18 protein-coding genes are annotated in these 17,752 nt (G+C 38.3%); 2 read left to right on the top strand and 16 right to left on the bottom strand.

Translation table 11 applies throughout. The features are described from left to right. Nucleotides 1-109 precede the first annotated feature (109 nt). From EIH20_RS05955 to tsaE, 10 genes are all read right to left on the bottom strand, one after another. Nucleotides 110-1,549, bottom strand: coding sequence for a helix-turn-helix domain-containing protein (locus EIH20_RS05955; RefSeq protein WP_124058737.1), 1,440 nt, complete (start codon nucleotides 1,547-1,549; stop codon nucleotides 110-112). A gap of 7 nt (nucleotides 1,550-1,556) precedes the next feature. Then, a complete protein-coding gene (locus EIH20_RS05960; RefSeq protein WP_124058739.1) occupies nucleotides 1,557-2,939 on the bottom strand; it encodes a helix-turn-helix domain-containing protein in 1,383 nt (460 codons plus the stop codon). A 73-nt stretch (nucleotides 2,940-3,012) separates the two neighbouring features. Then, a complete protein-coding gene (locus tag EIH20_RS05965; protein WP_124058741.1) occupies nucleotides 3,013-3,318 on the bottom strand; it encodes an ArsR/SmtB family transcription factor in 306 nt (101 codons plus the stop codon). Between the two features lie 352 nt (nucleotides 3,319-3,670). Beyond that, complete coding sequence (locus tag EIH20_RS05970; RefSeq protein ID WP_124058743.1) at nucleotides 3,671-4,744, bottom strand: ABC transporter substrate-binding protein; 1,074 nt, start codon at nucleotides 4,742-4,744, stop codon at nucleotides 3,671-3,673. Between the two features lies 1 nt (nucleotide 4,745). Further along, nucleotides 4,746-5,564, bottom strand: a complete 819-nt coding sequence (locus EIH20_RS05975; RefSeq protein ID WP_124058745.1) for an ABC transporter permease — start codon at nucleotides 5,562-5,564, stop codon at nucleotides 4,746-4,748. Further along, the gene (locus tag EIH20_RS05980; RefSeq protein WP_124058747.1) at nucleotides 5,557-6,375 is read right to left on the bottom strand and encodes an ABC transporter permease; all 819 of its coding nucleotides are present in this window, start codon (nucleotides 6,373-6,375) and stop codon (nucleotides 5,557-5,559) included. The genes EIH20_RS05975 and EIH20_RS05980 overlap by 8 nt, the downstream gene beginning before the upstream one ends. Nucleotides 6,376-6,386: 11 nt before the next feature. Next, entirely contained in the window at nucleotides 6,387-7,478 is a 1,092-nt protein-coding gene (locus tag EIH20_RS05985; protein WP_124058749.1) for an ABC transporter ATP-binding protein, read from the bottom strand. 339 nt (nucleotides 7,479-7,817) lie between these two features. Further along, the gene (murB, locus tag EIH20_RS05990) at nucleotides 7,818-8,723 is read right to left on the bottom strand and encodes a UDP-N-acetylmuramate dehydrogenase (protein ID WP_124058752.1); all 906 of its coding nucleotides are present in this window, start codon (nucleotides 8,721-8,723) and stop codon (nucleotides 7,818-7,820) included. Between the two features lie 114 nt (nucleotides 8,724-8,837). Beyond that, nucleotides 8,838-9,395 (bottom strand): GNAT family N-acetyltransferase, encoded by a 558-nt coding sequence (locus EIH20_RS05995; protein ID WP_164470887.1) that lies wholly within the window; start codon nucleotides 9,393-9,395, stop codon nucleotides 8,838-8,840. A 22-nt stretch (nucleotides 9,396-9,417) separates the two neighbouring features. Next, a complete protein-coding gene (tsaE, locus tag EIH20_RS06000) occupies nucleotides 9,418-9,885 on the bottom strand; it encodes a tRNA (adenosine(37)-N6)-threonylcarbamoyltransferase complex ATPase subunit type 1 TsaE (protein ID WP_124058756.1) in 468 nt (155 codons plus the stop codon). A gap of 155 nt (nucleotides 9,886-10,040) precedes the next feature. Here tsaE and EIH20_RS06005 point away from each other — a divergent pair, with 155 nt between their 5' ends. After that, nucleotides 10,041-10,619: a DUF4430 domain-containing protein gene (locus EIH20_RS06005; protein WP_124058758.1), complete on the top strand. Its 579-nt coding sequence runs from the start codon at nucleotides 10,041-10,043 to the stop codon at nucleotides 10,617-10,619. Beyond that, the gene (locus EIH20_RS06010) at nucleotides 10,582-11,184 is read left to right on the top strand and encodes an ECF transporter S component (RefSeq protein WP_124058760.1); all 603 of its coding nucleotides are present in this window, start codon (nucleotides 10,582-10,584) and stop codon (nucleotides 11,182-11,184) included. The genes EIH20_RS06005 and EIH20_RS06010 overlap by 38 nt, the downstream gene beginning before the upstream one ends. 100 nt (nucleotides 11,185-11,284) lie before the next feature. Here EIH20_RS06010 and pta read toward each other — a convergent pair whose 3' ends face one another. The 6 genes from pta to EIH20_RS06040 all read right to left on the bottom strand — a co-directional run bounded on the left by pta (nucleotide 11,285) and on the right by EIH20_RS06040 (nucleotide 17,683). After that, nucleotides 11,285-12,268 (bottom strand): phosphate acetyltransferase, encoded by a 984-nt coding sequence (pta, locus tag EIH20_RS06015; RefSeq protein ID WP_124058763.1) that lies wholly within the window; start codon nucleotides 12,266-12,268, stop codon nucleotides 11,285-11,287. A gap of 149 nt (nucleotides 12,269-12,417) precedes the next feature. Continuing rightward, nucleotides 12,418-13,365, bottom strand: a complete 948-nt coding sequence (locus tag EIH20_RS06020; RefSeq protein ID WP_124058765.1) for a DUF4349 domain-containing protein — start codon at nucleotides 13,363-13,365, stop codon at nucleotides 12,418-12,420. A 194-nt stretch (nucleotides 13,366-13,559) separates the two neighbouring features. After that, complete coding sequence (gene nrdF, locus EIH20_RS06025) at nucleotides 13,560-14,519, bottom strand: class 1b ribonucleoside-diphosphate reductase subunit beta (RefSeq protein ID WP_124058767.1); 960 nt, start codon at nucleotides 14,517-14,519, stop codon at nucleotides 13,560-13,562. Nucleotides 14,520-14,547: 28 nt separating this feature from the next. Continuing rightward, on the bottom strand, nucleotides 14,548-16,725 hold the full coding sequence (nrdE, locus tag EIH20_RS06030) for a class 1b ribonucleoside-diphosphate reductase subunit alpha (RefSeq protein ID WP_124058769.1): 2,178 nt from the start codon (nucleotides 16,723-16,725) through the stop codon (nucleotides 14,548-14,550). Further along, complete coding sequence (gene nrdI, locus EIH20_RS06035) at nucleotides 16,718-17,083, bottom strand: class Ib ribonucleoside-diphosphate reductase assembly flavoprotein NrdI (RefSeq protein ID WP_124058771.1); 366 nt, start codon at nucleotides 17,081-17,083, stop codon at nucleotides 16,718-16,720. Before nrdI ends, nrdE begins: the two co-directional genes overlap by 8 nt. Nucleotides 17,084-17,221: 138 nt before the next feature. Next, on the bottom strand, nucleotides 17,222-17,683 hold the full coding sequence (locus tag EIH20_RS06040; protein ID WP_164470888.1) for an NUDIX domain-containing protein: 462 nt from the start codon (nucleotides 17,681-17,683) through the stop codon (nucleotides 17,222-17,224). Nucleotides 17,684-17,752: the final 69 nt, after the last annotated feature.

The following is a 17,752-nucleotide window of genomic DNA, read 5'->3' on the forward strand; positions in this document are numbered from 1 at the left end:
TATAGCTTATCAAGTGAATATAAATTTACTACCTATATTTCTGTAAAGTTTTTGTAAAACACCGATTAACTGGATGCTTAATTAACAAACATGATAAACAATTTTGTTTTTAAGCTTGTAAATGGTAGATCAATTTTTTAAGGGCTAAAAGATCATTCAGAGTCGGTAAGCCCTCAAGATAATAAAACGAATCAGTCAACTGGGTGACTTGTAGATTATCCGTGAGTACCAAGTCTGCTTTCAAAGAAGCTATCTCTTGCTCATTATTCACAATTTCTACTCGAACATGTTTCGGCAGTTCTGTTTGCAAAACATGGGCAGTTGCTTGCACTTTAATGATTGAACTTGTTTGAAAAACGGCTAGGGTCAGAGGCTTTTTCCCCATATCAAGCAAGACTAGCATTAACCCATCCCATAACAAAATAATCTGGCTGGTAATATAGGCTATATCGCAGTGTTTTATCTTCAAACTATTAACATAACACTCAATTTCTCGATACAGATCATGATAAAATTCAGGGAATTGTTCTAAAGCTAGGGTGGTCATCTCTGAATAAATATTAAGAAAAAAAGGAACTGTGAACTTAATTTTAAGATCCCATATCAAATAGTTGTGAATTAACAAGATAGTTTGCTTAGAAGGCTGAGCTAATCCATATCGCTTAAATAAGTCAACTAAGCTTTGGTATAGATTGTAATTAGCTTGAGCTAAGCGCGGCGTTTCCATCTCTAAATAGGCTAAATCAGCATTATTTATGGCAATTCGTTCGTTCATCAGGAATGGGAAAAAATAATTATATATTTCTTCCCATGTCAAGGATTCGCGAAATCGTTGATAATATAGTTGCTTAAACTGAGTAACCAATTCACTTTGCGAGAGCATAGACGGCAACTTTAAAGGATGTCCCGTTTCATAACGATGTCGATTCACATGAAATTGAGCTAAAAAATAATATTGCTCTTCAATAGGAAAGTAATAACGGGAAGCTGACAAGGATTGAAAAATCCCCTGAATCAAATTCGCATTTTTGCCAAGGATCTCCTCTGAAGTCAGATACTGAGCTTTATAGTACAAAACAGCAAAAAACAAGCGAATGATTCCCTCATCGCCACTCAATTGTAGTGGCTGAGTTTCTATCTTAATATCCACTTGATAATCCACAAAAACTTGATTTATTCTGGTGATTAAATCCGAGCAATAACTTTTATTAATATATAATTGATCGGCTAACTGATTAATCGAACTAATTTCCTCATCTTCAAATAAAACTTTTAGAAGATTGAAACAGAGATTATTTTGTAAAATGCTGGCATATATTTGGTTAAGAGTTGCAACCGGTTGGCGATATAAGACGGCATCCCACGGTCCATACTCTATCGCAATTCCCTGATAATCTTGACTAAACTTTTCAGCATAATACAAAGCGCTCTTTTCATCAATATTAAGAGTCTTGGCTAAGTGACTGATAGGTATTCCTTCAGCATGAACTTGTAATTGCTGAACCATTCCAATATAACTATTCTCTTGTTTGCTAAATATCCTATCCATAGCTATCTCATCCAATCCTTAAAATCTGATAGATTAATTCTTTTTGTCCAGGGAACAAATCAATATAAACCAATTTACTAGGTGGAATATTAGTTAATGGACACTGACTAACTACCAAATCATAGCGTAAGTGATTAAAATTTCGATAGTGTTTAATTTCTTCGCTAGCTCGATGAATGCAGACACCTTGAGGAAAATCATTTTGCAAAAGTTGAGTAATTTCTTCTGCGAATTCTTTACCCTTAACTAGCACTAGAAGAACATTTTTACGTGTTTTTGCCCGGCTTAACGAATCAGGTCGGATGCAGGCAAATAAATAGCTGACTAAATAATCCTTAAGGCAAGTAGAGGAGTGACTGCAAAATTCCTCCATTAAATCTTGAATGCCCATATCAAAATAGGTAAATAATTGAGGATATAATTTCTGATAGAGAACCGTCTTATTTTTAATTGTTTGTGGACATGCAGATATTAAACGAAATTTTATCCCGGTCAAGATATTAATCAAAACTAATACTAAGGCTTCCTCATCAAAAAAAGATAAACCCCACTGAGATTGACTATCACGGATTAATTGTTGACACTTTCCAATCAACTGAGCCACATCACGGTTAGTTCGGGCTGTTTCTAGTGCTTGATCGAACGATAATAAACACGTATCTTGAAAAAAGGGGAAGAAACAGTCCGATAACAGTTCTTCCTCGCTAGTATTCACAGCTGCCTCGCAATTATGCTCAGCAGAAATCAATGGACAAGATTGTTGAATCCGACACCAATTGATTAAAGCTAAACCAAGGAGACTTTCTTGATCAATTAGATATGCATGCTGAGAATATTGAGCAGATAAGGAAGAAATGTTCTTCCTTATCTCGTCAATCTTATCAGGTGAAATCTCTTCAAATAATAGACGCTTGTCAGATCTAAATAATTTATAAAAGAAGAAACGAACATCCGCTTCATTTCCTCGAATCATGACTGGGTTCAAATCTATTTTAAAAGAAAAATTTTCAGTTAATATTTCGTTAAGATGACTGATATGACGGCGAAAAGTAGACTGACTAATGGACAAACGCTCTTGCCAATATGCTATATTATGTCCACCATGTATGAAGATTGCTTTTAACAAATTGAGATTGTGCGAACGACTAATAAAATAGGCTTCAAAATAAGCCGCATTAATTAAACAATCCTCTTCAAAATATAAGGTGCGTTTCTTCTTTACAATTGACAAATAGGGAAATTCTCGTTTCAATTCCGCCACATATTTATCAATCGTAACTTCGGACACGCGATATCTTTTTACTAGGTCAATAATATTAAGATTCTGCTGAAGTAACTCAACAATAATCGTTAACTTAATTCGTTCCTTGTCTTCCAAAAACGCTAACATCTCGATCCCTCCTCAATTTATTTTCAGAGAGTCTTCATTTTTGAAATAAAACTTCCCAAAAACTAACACACTACTAAAATAGTGTCTCAAGTATCATTTTTTTTACACATCTATATCCATTTGGGTCTATTTGATAATAATTTTCTTTTCCTTGTTTTTTTGACATTAAAATCTTCACACGTTTTAGAATGATTAAATGATGCGATGCATTGGCAATCGAAATATTTAAACTTTCGCTGATTTCACTAACACACATTTTTTGATCCAACAATAAAAGAATCATCTTAACTCGTACTTCTTCAGCTAAAGCTGCACAAACTGCCACAAAATCCTCTATTGAGTATGACTGGCTTAAATTAGTATTCTGTTCTTTTGCCAAAAAATAGTCCACTCCCTGTTAACTAACAAATTTTAAAATAAATATTTTCAAAATATCACTGTATATTTACATCCATCATACTTAAAGTAGGCGGACTAAGTTATTGCCAGTGTATCATGATTTGTGAAACCGGTGGTTAGTTATGGCAAAATATATAAAATTATTTGAGCTAATATTCTTGTTATTTTCATTATATTTGAAAAACAAAAAAATAACATTTAATTTCACTGGTTTTTTGTATAAAAACAATGACAAATTCAATCTTTCATCCTATACGCAAAGAAACACCAACTCCCACACAAGGGAACTGGTGTTTCTATTTTTACTAGAAAATAAAACCGATCATTCAGTCTTATTTCGGTTCAATCTTAACTTCTAGGTAGGCATCATTATATTGGATGAGCTTCTCTTGACCTAGGTTTTTATAAATTTCAAGTTTGCTAACTAATTCGTCATTTGGATAGAAGGCTGGATCACTCGTAATTTCAGGATCCATCAATTTGAAAGCCCCCTTATTCGGAGTAGCATAGCCAATGTATTCAGCATTTTTTGCAGCTACATCCGGACGCATCAAGAAGTTAATCAAAGCATGTGCCCCTTTGACATTTTTCGAGGTTTTAGGAATAACAATATTATCAAACCAGATGTTGGATCCATCTTCTGGAACCACATAAGCTAAGTCCTCATTCTCTGACATAGCTGTTGCTGCTTCTCCTGAATAGGTGACCGAAACAGCTGCTTCATTTTGCGCCATATACATCTTAATTTCATCGGCAACAATCGCACGAATATTTGGCATCAACTTCTTCATTTTTAAGGCTGAAGCTTTAATGGCTTGATCTGACTTCTCGTTCAATGATTTACCCTCTGACTGCAAACCTATCCCAATCACTTCGCGGGCCCCATCAATCATCAAGATTTGATTCTTAAATTCCGGTTTCCATAAATCATCCCAAGTCTTGATAGCTCCTTCAGGAACTTGTTTAGTATTATATAAAACACCTAAAGTACCCCAAAAGTAAGGTAAGGAATATTTGTTTTTCGGATCGAAATCGAGGTCCATAAAACGTGGGTCATTATTTTTGGCTTGATCTAATTGACGATAATCCAAAGGAATTAATAGATTCTTCTCAATCATGACTTCAATCATATAATCACTTGGTACAGCAACATCATAAGCCGTTCCACCTTGTTGAATCTTAGAAATCATCGCTTCATTAGAGTCAAAGGTTTCATAAACAATCTTATAACCCGTTTCTTTTTCAAATTGCGTAATCAACTCTGGGTCAATGTAATCGCCCCAGTTGTAGAAATTAATAATTTTATTACCAGCAGAGCCTTCGGATTGCTCAAGTTGATAACGAATACCAAATAGGGTCACAACTGTTACTAAAATTAACACCATCGATTGGATGAGTTTTTTCATCTTAAGCCACCCCCTTTTGGTTCTTAGCTAGCAGGGCTTTTTGTTTACGCTCACGAGATTGCAAGCTATAATAGCCCATTACTAGAATAAAGGACATGACAAACATCAGGGTAGATAAAGCATTGATTTCAAGGTCAATTCCTTGGCGAGCACGCGAGTAAATTTCAACTGAAAGGGTTGAAAAGCCATTCCCAGTCACAAAGAAGGTAACTGCAAAGTCATCTAATGAATAGGTAAAGGCCATAAAGAAACCAGCGAAAATTCCGGTCGCAATGCTTGGCAAAATTACTCGACTCATAATTTGACGGTGGTTTGCACCTAAGTCTTGAGCTGCCGTTATCATGGTATCGTTCATCTCATACAGTCGAGGTAAAACCATTAAGACCACAATCGGAATATTAAAGGCTACATGAGCCATTAAGACAGAGAAGAAGCCCAACTTAATCGGAATCAAAACGGAGAATAAAATTAAGAAGCTCGCACCCATCATAACATCGGGCGTAACCATTAAAATATTATTCAAATTTAATAATACCGTTTGTTGCTTATGCTTGCGCATATAGTAAATAGCAATCGCACCAAAGGTTCCAATAGCGGTAGCGATTAAGCCAGATAGTAAGGCTACAATAAAGGTATTAACAATAAAAATCATCAAACGGGTATCAGCGAATAAAGTTTGATAGTGTTCCCAGGTAAAACCGGTAAAGCCGTTCATGCTTCCACCTGCATTGAATGAATAATAGATCAAATAGAAGATAGGCATGTATAAAATGGTGAACATGACCACCAAGTAAAGATGAGACCATTTAAACTTAGTCATGTCTCACGCCCCCTTTCACTTGTCGATCACGGGTTATAAACATAACCACAACCATTAAGATCATCAAGACAACCCCAATGGTTGAACCCATCCCCCAGTTTTGGGTAACGAGGAAATGTTGCTCAACGGCGGTTCCCAAAGTAATCACTCGGTTACCTCCAATTAAACGTGTCAACATAAAAAGGGAAAGCGATGGAATGAAAACCGCTTGAACACCTGAACGAACCCCGCGCAAAGATAAAGGAAAGACGACGCGGCGTAAGGTGTCCCATTTAGACGCTCCTAAATCCAAGCTCGCCTCTAAGAATGAAGTCGGAATTTCGTTAATCGAGTTAAAGATTGGCATAATCATAAAAGGTAATTCAATATACCCAGCAACAATTAAGAAGGCCGCATCAGTAAATAATAATTGCTGAGGGGCAATGCCGAAGAAAGATAGAAAATTATTCACCATCCCCCCATGGCTCAACAAACCAATAAAGGCATAAGCCTTGAGCAATAAGTTAATCCAAGTAGGCATAATAATAAGCATTAACCACAACTGTTTATGCTTAGTTTTACTTAGTGCATAAGCCATCGGATAAGATAGCATAAAGGTCACCAGGGTAATTAAAAAGGCATAAAAGAAAGATGAGGCTGTCATGACTAAATAATTACGCGAACTAAAGAACGTTACATAGTTGGCAAAAGTAAAGTGTCCATGAATATCGAAAAACGATTTATAAAGGACTAAAGCCAAAGGTGTCACAACAAACAAGACAATCCACAGATAATAGGGAATCGCATATAGGTTATTTTTTTTCTGATTCAACGCCGATCCTCCTAGTCTTCATATTGTTCTAGACGAGCATCGAATTCAGCCTCAGATTCATTGAATCGCATTACGTGGATATCTTCCGGATTGAAGAATAGACCCACTTGTGCCCCAGGCTGAACCTTATCAGTAGTATGAATCATCCATTCATTACCTGCTTGGTCATAGGCAATCACTTCATTAAATACGCCCCGGAATAACATGGTATCCACAGTTGCCACCAATTTACCTTGTTCTGGCGCCGTGATATCAATATCCTCAGGACGAATCACCACTTCAACCGCTTCACCTGCCGGAATCCCAGCATCCTCACAATCAAATTCTTTACCGACAAATTCAACCCGGTAGTCAGCAATCATCTTAGCATCAACAATATTCGATTCACCAATAAAGTCAGCTACATAACGGTTGATTGGTTCATCATAAATATCGACCGGTGTTCCGGATTGAACAATTTCACCGTTATTCATAACATAAATCCAATCCGACATAGCCAAGGCTTCTTCTTGATCATGGGTAACGAAAACGAAAGTAATCCCTAATCGTTGTTGTAACTCACGCAATTCATATTGCATATCTGTTCGTAATTTGAGGTCTAGAGCCGATAAAGGTTCATCCAATAATAAAACTTCAGGTTCATTAACAATCGCGCGTGCGATGGCCACCCGCTGGCGTTGACCCCCTGACATTTCGGCGATATCACGGTTTTCATAACCGGATAATTGCACCATCTTTAAGGCATCAGTTACTTTTTCTTTAATCGTCGCTTTATCAACATTTTTTACAGACAAGCCGAAAGCAATATTGTCGTAGACATTCATATGTGGAAATAAGGCATAGTCTTGAAAAACAGTATTAACTTTTCGTTGGTTAGCCGCAATTCCATTGAGGTTTTTTCCATCTAAATAAACCTCTCCGCTCGTTGCAGAGGTAAAGCCGGCAATAATTCGTAATATCGTGGTCTTACCACATCCAGAAGGCCCTAAAAGAGTATAAAATTTCCCTTTTTCAAGTTCCATATCAATTGTTTTTAATACTTGATGGTCGTCATAGGATTTGGTAACCCCTTTTAATACCACACTATAGTTAGCTGTTTCCATCTAAACATTTCCCCTTTATACAAATTTTATCTGACAATTATTGGCTCCTTTTAAACCGATTTGAATGTAGAAAACGTCCTACAAGTCCCGATTATATCAGTTAAAAATCAAACATACAATCGAATATTCGTTATCGTATTGTAAAGATTATGACAGTCTCTTTTAGCCGTCCCAATAGGCAAAAGCAAGCTTCTTTTCATCTCATTGATTGCAGAAGTAAGTACGATTCACAATGCGATTTCTAATAAAAAAAGACTGAATCAAAGCTCTTTTCAAACGCTAAGAACTTATCATTCAGTCTTTTGTTAAATATCTATTATGCTTAGGCTAGACCGCCCATCAAGCGAGATTCTCACCTATAATCTTCACTTCGGTTTCAAGACGAACTTGGTTTAACTCCCAGATGGTAGCTTGAATATGTTCAATCACTTGCAAATAATCCGTCGCCGTAGCGTGATCAACATTGACAATAAAACCAGCATGTTTACGCGAAACTTCTGCTCCACCCACTCGATAACCTTGCAAGCCCGCTTCCTGGATGAGTTGACCTGTAAAATACCCTTCCGGACGTTTGAAGACACTACCACAAGATGGATATTCGAGCGGTTGTTTAGCTTGACGCAACTCAGTTAGATGATCCATTTGAGCTTGGATGGCCTTTACGTCGCCTGAATTCAAACGGAAACGGACATTCAAAACAATATCGTTGGTTTCTTGAAAGATACTATGACGATATGCAAAATGGCAATCCGCATTCATCAAGGTCTTAAATTCACCCTCGCGCGTGATATATTCTACTTCAGTGATGACATCACAGACTTCGCCTCCATAGGCCCCTGCATTCATAAAGACGGCTCCACCAATGGAACCAGGAATGCCACAGGCAAACTCTAATCCTGATAAACTAGCGGCTAAAGCTTGGCGACTCACTTCAATTAAGGCAGCACCACTTTGAGCGCTAATTTCTAGGCCGTCCACTTGAATGTGGTTCATCGCCGTTAAAATAATGACCAAGCCACGAATGCCCCCATCTCGGACAATCAAATTCGAGGCGTTACCCAAAATGGTCAAAGGCAAGTGATGTTCTTTGACATAATCAATTAATTCTTTAATTTGTTCTTTGCTTGTTGGGAATGCAACAGCATCGGCTTTGCCCCCTGTTTTCGTATAGGTATAGTTGGATAATGGCTCATCTAATTTAATATCTATATGAGCCAAACTGCTTTTTAAATTCAGATAAGTCATAATTCTACCTTTCCTTGTTCTTTACTCTCACGCATACTTACCTATTTTATGCAAAGGCCATTGGAAAGTAAAGAGACCCTTCTTAAGTTTTAATAATTTTTAAAGACAATAGTCTCAACTTAAGATCAATTCCATGACATAAACATCATAATAATGATAGCCGTCACGCAAACGTTTATGCAAGGTTCCACACTTGATAAAGCCAAATTTTTCGTACAAGGAAATGGCTGCTTGATTCTCACAAACTACTTCTAACGATAGGACTTTTAACCCGACTTTCTTAGAAAAAGCGATGATTTCTTCCATTAAATGAGTTCCAATACCATAGCCCCAGTATTCTTTAATCAAACAAATGCCTGTTTCAGCTACATGGTCTTGTTTACTGGATCCATAGGTCGCGACATTAGCCATACCAATAATTTGATCGTCTACTTCCGCGACGATAATAATATTGGTTGGCACCTCTTCAAATAACTCAATCAAATGCGCTTGTTGACTAATAGAGATATCAGCGGCTTCTTGGGTCATTGTTAAATAAGGCGTTTCTTGGCTGACGTCCTTTAACAAACCGATGATTGCTTTGGCATCGCCTTTATCTGGCACCCTTAAAGTTAAATCAATATAGTCATTTTGATCCGGTATCGTTTGATGATCTTGACGTTTTTCTTTCAAAATTCTTCCCCTACTTTCTTGCTTAAAGACTCGCTAATAATGCTTGATAGCGTGGATCTTCCGGTCCTACCATGCTAAGTTCAAGTTGACGCTGACTAAGCTTGGTTTGCAAGTGAAAGGAAAGCTTCAGATAGGTTGCCGGTAAATAATCTACTAAAAACTCAGCCCATTCGATAACTACTAGATGCTCAGGACTAAGATAGTAGGCTAAATCAATTGAATCCGCGCCTCCAGTCTCTAAACGATAAGCATCAATATGAATTAAATCAAAAGGATAGTCCGCTAATGGATACTCCTTAACAATGGTAAAAGTTGGACTCTTGATAGCACGGCTAACACCCAAAGCTCGACCCAATCCTTGGGTGAAAGTCGTTTTTCCCGACCCTAATGGCCCATCCAATACTAAGACCATTCCGCCTGCCAAATGTTGAGCAAACTCTTTGGCTATATCTTGAGTCTGACTGGCAGAATTTGTTTGAAAATTGATCATTGGCTATTTCCCCCACTTTGCCGGATGATTCATAAATATTTGTTTTGTTTCCACACGTGTAATATTATAGTATACCCTCTGCTAATGCGCTAGTATTTGACTTTAAACCGCTTTATTGCTATGTTTAAGATATCAAACGAACGGAGGAATTTATCATGAAACGTGTCCATTTTTTATGCATTTGCCTCTTATCACTTTTCTTAGTCGCTTGTAGTCCTAAAGAGAAAGAAGCTCCAAAACAAAACCAAGAAGCGAAGACTACCGTAGCTAAAGAAAAAACCAGCCAAGCAACCACTGAAGCCCCTAAATCTGATGAAGAAAAGAAAGCCAGTCAGGTTGTCTTTAATTTCTACGTACACGGTGAATCTATCGGCGAATTTACGGTTGAAGATGCTGAAGGAAAATCTGTCAAAGAAGCGATGGAATCCAATCCAGAAATCAAATTCCAATTTAATGACGCTGAAGGAATCATTGATCAAATGTTTGATCACACCAACGACCCTGCAAACGGAATATACTGGTCCTATCTTTTAAATGACCAATTCGCTGAAAAAGGTGTTGTCTCACAAAAATTAAAAGCAGGTGACAAGATTGCTTGGTACTATGGTACTGAAGCTGAATTACCATCACCAATTATCCCAGCTGAAGAATCATCAGCTGACACAACAAAAAATGAAGAAAGCGGTCAAAACAATAATGGAGAAACTCAAGAATCTGAATCAGCTAGCCAATAAGCATTTGTCCTATCCCCACATAGGAGTGGCGGACGATCTCTTATTTACAGCCCACAATAAGGTGCTTTATTTAACCACCCTGGCCCTTTTAACCGGACTAAACTTTTCTAGCCGTTTATGGTTAATTTTCTTACCTAACTTCAAACCCGTTACGACTATTTTAGTTTTAGTCGGCCTCATATATGGGCCATGGTCAGCTTCCTTGCTAGCACTCACTTCGATTCTTCTATCCAATATTTTCCTAGGCATGGGACCTTGGACCTTCTTTCAAATCATTGGCTTTATAGCTATCGTTTGGCTAGCTTGGTGGACCATGTTGGCCACTAAACTAAAAGACCATCATCTCATGTATACCATCTGGGTCGGCTTGCTAGCCTTTCCCTACGGAATCATTCAATCTTTAGGCGATATTGCCGTATATCGAATTCCCAACCCACTGGTTTATTATCTGCAAAGCCTTCTATTTGACGGCTACCACGCCCTAGGAAATGTCTGTTTCTTTCTCATTTTGAGTCCCTTCTTAGGTCCCCTACTCTTAAAGAGTCGATACAAAATATTACAATAGGAACCTAATCAAACAAAACCGCCATCATACGCTCAAGAAGTTCTTAGCGTATGATGGCGGTTTTTATCTAGCAATCTTATTATATAGTTAGCGTTTGTTCTTAATCCGTTAAAGCTTGGTTAGCTGTAATAATGGCTACTTTATACACATCTTCTTCAACACAACCTCGAGATAAATCAGACACAGGTTTGTTCAAACCTTGTAAAATGGGACCTACTGCTTCGTATGATCCCAAGCGTTGCGCAATTTTATAACCAATATTGCCTGATTGGAGATCAGGGAATACATAGACTGTCGCTTTACCCGCAACCTCTGATTCGGGTGCTTTCTGTTTGGCTACAACAGGTGAATACGCCGCATCAAATTGGATTTCGCCGTCGAGCGATAAGTCAGGGGCCAATTCTTTAGCAATCTTGGTGGCTTCAGCTACGCGAGTGACATCCTCAGATTTACCTGAGCCCTTAGTAGAAAAACTCAATAAGGCTACATGGGGATCAATATCAAACATCTTGGCCGTTTTAGCGGATTCGATAGCAATTTCAGCTAGGGCTTGAGCTTCTGGCTTAATGTTAATGGCGCAATCAGAAAAGAGGAGCTTTTGACCGTCACGGGTTGGCGGTACCATAATGAAGGCGCCACTCGTTAAGCTCACACCTGGTTTGGTCTTAATGATTTGTAAAGCTGGACGTACCGTATCGCCCGTTGAATGAACCGCACCCGATACCAAGCCATCTACTTTGTCCATGTAGACCAACATGGTACCGAAATAGGTTACATCTAACATTAATCGATCAGCGTCTTCACGAGTCGCTTTACCTTTACGACGATCTAAGAAGGCTTCTTTCATCGCTTCCAAATCTGGATAAGTTGCTGGATCAATTTTCTCAATATTTTCAATGTTCCAATGATTAGCCAAAGCTACCTCTTCAATCTCAGCGATATTTCCTAGTAGAACGGGTTCAACTAGATCATCCGTTTTCAAGCGAACAGCTGCGCCTAACACACGTTTATCAGTTGCTTCAGGAAAGACAATCCGCAAACCTTTACCTTCAATTTTACTGGCTAATTTCTCAAACATATCCATTCAATGGTCGCCTCCATATTATTTTCATACCCTTATTGTACACTTTTAGATAAAAACTTCAAACTGTTTTATTAATTCAAAGGGAAATTTGATTTTAACGAGCCACTATTATATGAAAAAAGGAACGATACACTCTATTGCTGTGTCTATCAAACCGCATTATCTGTATCAATTTTATCGGTAGATTTTCTTTTTTTGAACCAGCGTACGTTAGTCTTTTTACCTACAAAACGCCAAATAAATTTGACAAGCCAGAAAAGAATCACAAGGAATAACAAATACGGAATCGCGTAAACAACGAACAGAATGAAACTTTGAGCTAACCAAACAAATTGATTTCCCAATTGACCAATAGCCTGACTCAAGCGATCGCCAAACCCTTGTGTCCGGGGTTGCCCATCACTGAGCGTGCTAACTTCTCTGAGTTCAAGATTTACGGTCGCAAAATCCACTTGATCATTCAATGTTTCCTGCTCAGAGAGTATTTGATCGCGCTGTAAGAGAGCTTCATCTAGCTGAGCTTGAATAGCCATAATGTCTGTGATGTTCTTAGCTTGGTCTAAGAGTTCATTTAATCGTTTCACTCGACTATCGAGTGAGCTTAATCGCATATCTAAATCTTTGGCTTGTTTAGTCACATCTTGAGCTCCCTGACTGAGGGAAATGCGTTTACCTAATTTGGCTTGACTCAAGCGATCGATAGCTTGTTGAAACTGGTCTTTAGGCACACGAATGGTTAAACTTAGCATATTTAAACTCAAATCATTCATTTGATAACTCTGATAAACAGGATTTTGCCCTTCATTTTGGTACTGAATCAACCATTGTTTGTCCTTGATCAACTTAAGCAGATTTTGACGATCTTCTTGATAATGAACCGTTTCAAATTTTAAGTCAGCCGTTTCAATCATCACTTGTTCTTTCGCTGCTGATGATTCTTTGTTTGCCACACCGACTTTAGAATCAGTAACAACTTGTCGATCCGCCGATGCCGAATAACTTGAACTTTGACTTGTTTCATGAATCTGATTCACCGGTTCTTGGCACCCAGCCAGTAACAAGCAAACTAACACCATTCCCAACTTCGCTTGACGCATCCTCGATTCCACCTTTCCTATGCCTTTTCTTAGCTTCAGTATAGCATGCTGTTTATTGGCATCCTATTAAGAACCGTTTACGGATTCTTATAAATTTGATGGCTTCAATACCAAAAAACTCTTGGTGAGAGTAATGGCTTCGTCAGACACGTCCATCACTCTCACCAAGAGAATCACTATTACTTATTTAAGGATTAAACCCATTTTGTATAATCTTCATCCGTCATCGCTTCAACTGAACCCAACAGATAACCATTACCCACTTGAGAGAAGAAATCATGGTTAGACGTTCCAGTTGAAATACCGTTCATGACGATTGGATCAACATCTTCGGCGGTATCCGGGAACAAAGGATCAAAACCTAGATTTTGCAAAGCTTTATTAGCATTATAACGAATAAAGACTTTTACTTTCTCTGTCCAGCCAATCTCGTCATAGATTTCTTGGGTGAATTTACTTTCATTTTGATAGAGGTCAAAGACTAATTGGTAAACCCACTGTTTTAAATCTTCTTGCTCGGCTTGGCTTAATTGGTTATAGCCTAATTGGAATTTGTAGCCGATATAGGTTCCGTGAACCGATTCGTCACGAATAATGAGCTTAATAATTTCAGCCACATTGGACAGTTTGTTATTTCCTAGATAATAAAGCGGTGCAAAGAAACCCGTATAGAACAAGAAGGATTCTAGCATAACGGAAGCAGCCTTAACTTGTAGGGGGCTGCCATTTTGATAGACCTCATTAATTCGATCCGCTTTCCATTGAATTGTTTCATTGGAGTTCGTCCAAGTAAAGATATCATCGATTTCAGCTTTAGTATTCAAAGTAGAGAAAATAGACGAATAAGATTTCGCATGAACCGATTCCATAAATTGAATATTATTGAGGACGGCTTCTTCGTGTTGGGTACGAATGGATTCCTTAAGAACGGCCACCCCATCTTGAGACTGAAGGGTATCTAAGAGGGTTAGTCCACCAAAGACTTTACCCACCATATCTTTCTCAGCAGCCGATAAGAGGCGCCAATCATCTAAGTCATTGGATAAAGGGATACGCGTATCTAACCAGAACTGCTCGGTTAACTTTTCCCAAGTTAGTTTGTCAATCATATCCTCGATTTGATTCCAGTTAATCGCGATATAGGGTTGTGTCATTATTTTGACTCCTTTCTAGTTAGGACGATTAAATTGAGCAGCTTTCACATTCATTGGAGCCGACTTCATCGTTGTTCTCTGTAAAGGTCCGGACATAGTAAATCGATTTAATCCCCTTTTTCCAAGCATAATGACGGAGGATATTCAAATCGCGAGTTGTCATCTTATTGGTCCGACCTTGTTTCCATTCATACATGCCTTCTGGTATCTCTGAGCGCATAAAGAGCGTCAATGACATACCTTGGTCAATATACTTCTGCGCGGCTGCATAGACATCAATAACCTTACGCATATCCATATCATAAGCTGATTTATAGTAAGGTAGGGTATCGTTTGACAGCATCGGAGCAGGATAATAGGTTTTACCCGTTTTCTTTTCTTGACGTTCTTCAATCAGGCGCGTAATAGGATGTAGGCTAGCTGACGTTTCATTTACATAGGAAATTGAGCCTGTCGGAGCAATGGCCAATCGGTTTTGGTGATATAGACCATCGGCTTGAACCGCTTCTTTCAAGGCTTGCCAATCTTCAGCCGTTGGCATAGGAACTTTGGTCATGATTTCGGCTACTTTAGGGCTTGAGATCGTAAAAGGATCTTGAATAAAGGTATCAAAATACTCGCCTGTCGCATATTTAGACGCTTCAAAGTTCTCGAAAGTATGTTGACGTTCTTTAGCGATTTTGTTACTAGCTACCAAGGAATAATAATTTAAAGCATTGAAATAAGCTTCCGTTAATTCAAGTGATTCTGGAGAACCGTATTCCATTTGATTAATTGCAAACAAGGTATGCAAGCCCATGGCTCCTAAACCAATCGTGTGAGCCAAATCATTACCGTGTTTTACGGTCGGAACAGCTTCAATATTTGAATGGTCAGTTACATAGGTTAAGGCCCGAACCGCTGTCTCTACTGAGGAAGCAAAATCAGGCGACTGAATCATATTAACGATATTAGTTGAGCCCAAATTACACGAAATATCCGTTCCTAAAACTTCAAACTCTTGACGGTTGTTAATCACGGATGGCCGTTGAATTTGTAAAATCTCCGAACATAGATTACTCATGGTAATTGTTCCCTCAATTGGGTTTGCACGGTTAGCCGTATCAATGTTAATAATATACGGATAGCCTGACTCTTGTTGGAGTTTTGAAATCTCATTCTCTAAATCACGGGCAAATACTTTAGATTTACGAATTTCTTCGTTATTAACTAAATTGTCGTATTCAGCTGTAATATCAATATAAGAGAATGGCTTGCCATAGATACGTTCAACATCATAAGGACTAAAGAGATACATTGGCTCATCTTTAGCTGCTAATTCATAAAACTTATCTGGCACCACTAAACCTAACGATAACGTCTTCACCCGGATTTTCTCATCGGCATTTTCTTTCTTAGTCGATAAGAAAGAAACGACATCTGGGTGGAAAATATTTAAGTATACTGCCCCAGCCCCGTTTCGTTGGCCTAATTGATTCGAATAAGAGAAAGAATCTTCCAATAATTTCATAACAGGAACCACGCCACTGGAAGCATTCTCAATTTTCTTAATCGGGTCACCTGCAGCCCGTAAATTCGATAAATTAACTCCAACACCGCCACCAATACGTGATAACTGCAAGGCCGAGTTGATAGTACGGCCGATCGAGTTCATATCATCCGTAACTTGAATTAAGAAACAAGACACTAACTCACCCCGACGTTTACGGCCCGCATTGAGGAAAGTAGGTGTCGCCGGTTGATAGCGTTGCGCAATCATCTCATCACGGAGCTTAGTTGCTAAGGCTTCATCGCCATCTGCTAAGAATAGAGCACAAAAAGCAATTCGGTCTTCATAACGCTCAATATAACGTTGGCCATCATTGGTCTTCAAGGCATATTGGGTATAAAACTTGTAAGCTGACATAAAGGATTTGAAACGGAATTTCATATCGTAGGTCGAAGAAATTAAGTCTTTAACAAATTGACGATCGTACTTTTCAATAAATTCTCGTTCAATATAATCATGGTCCATCAAATATTTAATCTTCTCATCTAATGTATAAAAGAAGACCGTATTCGGATTGACATGCTCCAGAAAATACGCACGTACAGCTTCACGATCTTTATGAAGCGGAATTTTGCCATCAACTGGACGATTCAATTCATTATTCAGTTTATAGTACGTGATTTCAGTTGGTTTACTTGATAGGACTGGTTTATCCATTTTTTTCCACCTGCTCTTTCAATTTTGTTACATCATTATGGGATCCTTGGAATTCAAACAAATGCAGCAATGGGACTTGGTAGTCACGGCTAAAATCTTTAGCTGAAAAACCAAATAGGGTATTAAAATTTCGATTCCCGCCACCTGCAACTCCCTTGCAAAAGGCACGGTTATGGCCTGTTTCAATAAAATCATTACATAGGCTAGTAACTTCACGATCATAAGACGGAATGATCATAATGTAAGGTTGGTCTACTTGCGTAAAGGCATTTTCATAGGTCAATTCAAAACTTGGCCAACCAAGTTTAGCGACAAACTTTCGCGTTTGACCCGTTAAAGACAAGAAAACAACTAGCAAGACTCATTCCTCCCTACGTAATCTAACTTGTTTAATGATACCATGTTTTAAGTGAATAGCCTAGACCAATTTCACAACTAATACATTATTTTGTGCCTGGCGCTAAAAAGAGACACAATATCTTGTGTCTCTCCTTCCTTAATAGTTCCAACCAATTTCACTATAAGGAATACCTTCTTGATAGTTATGAATTGCAATCTGATTGTAATCGATGAGGCGATCGGGTAAGTGATTTAGATCCACCCAAATAAGTTCATCATTTTTGTCAGGTTCATTAATGACAAAATCAAACTCCTCGTCGCCTGCCAATTCAAGAGCAAAATAGAAATAATAATATACTTTGTCGTTCGAACGAATATGAATCGTCGTTGCTAAATCTAACCGGTCCATAGGAATTTCCACCCGTAATTCCTCAGCTAGTTCTCTGACAGCGGCTTGCTTGGTAGATTCATCTGCCTCAACATGACCACTCGCACCACAATCGTACCATCCATCACAATAACCTGTATCTTTACGTTTCTGCAATAAGACTTTTCCATCCTTAACAATGATCAAAAAGACCGCACTCATGGTCTTGTAGCGTTCAGGTCTCACTAACATCCTCATCACCTCTTTCTTCTTACTTCCTATTGTAACATACACCATCATTAGCAGAAAAAACAAAGCTCT

Origin of the sequence: Vaginisenegalia massiliensis (assembly GCF_900604935.1) — a bacterium.
GTDB lineage: Bacteria > Bacillota > Bacilli > Lactobacillales > Aerococcaceae > Vaginisenegalia > Vaginisenegalia massiliensis.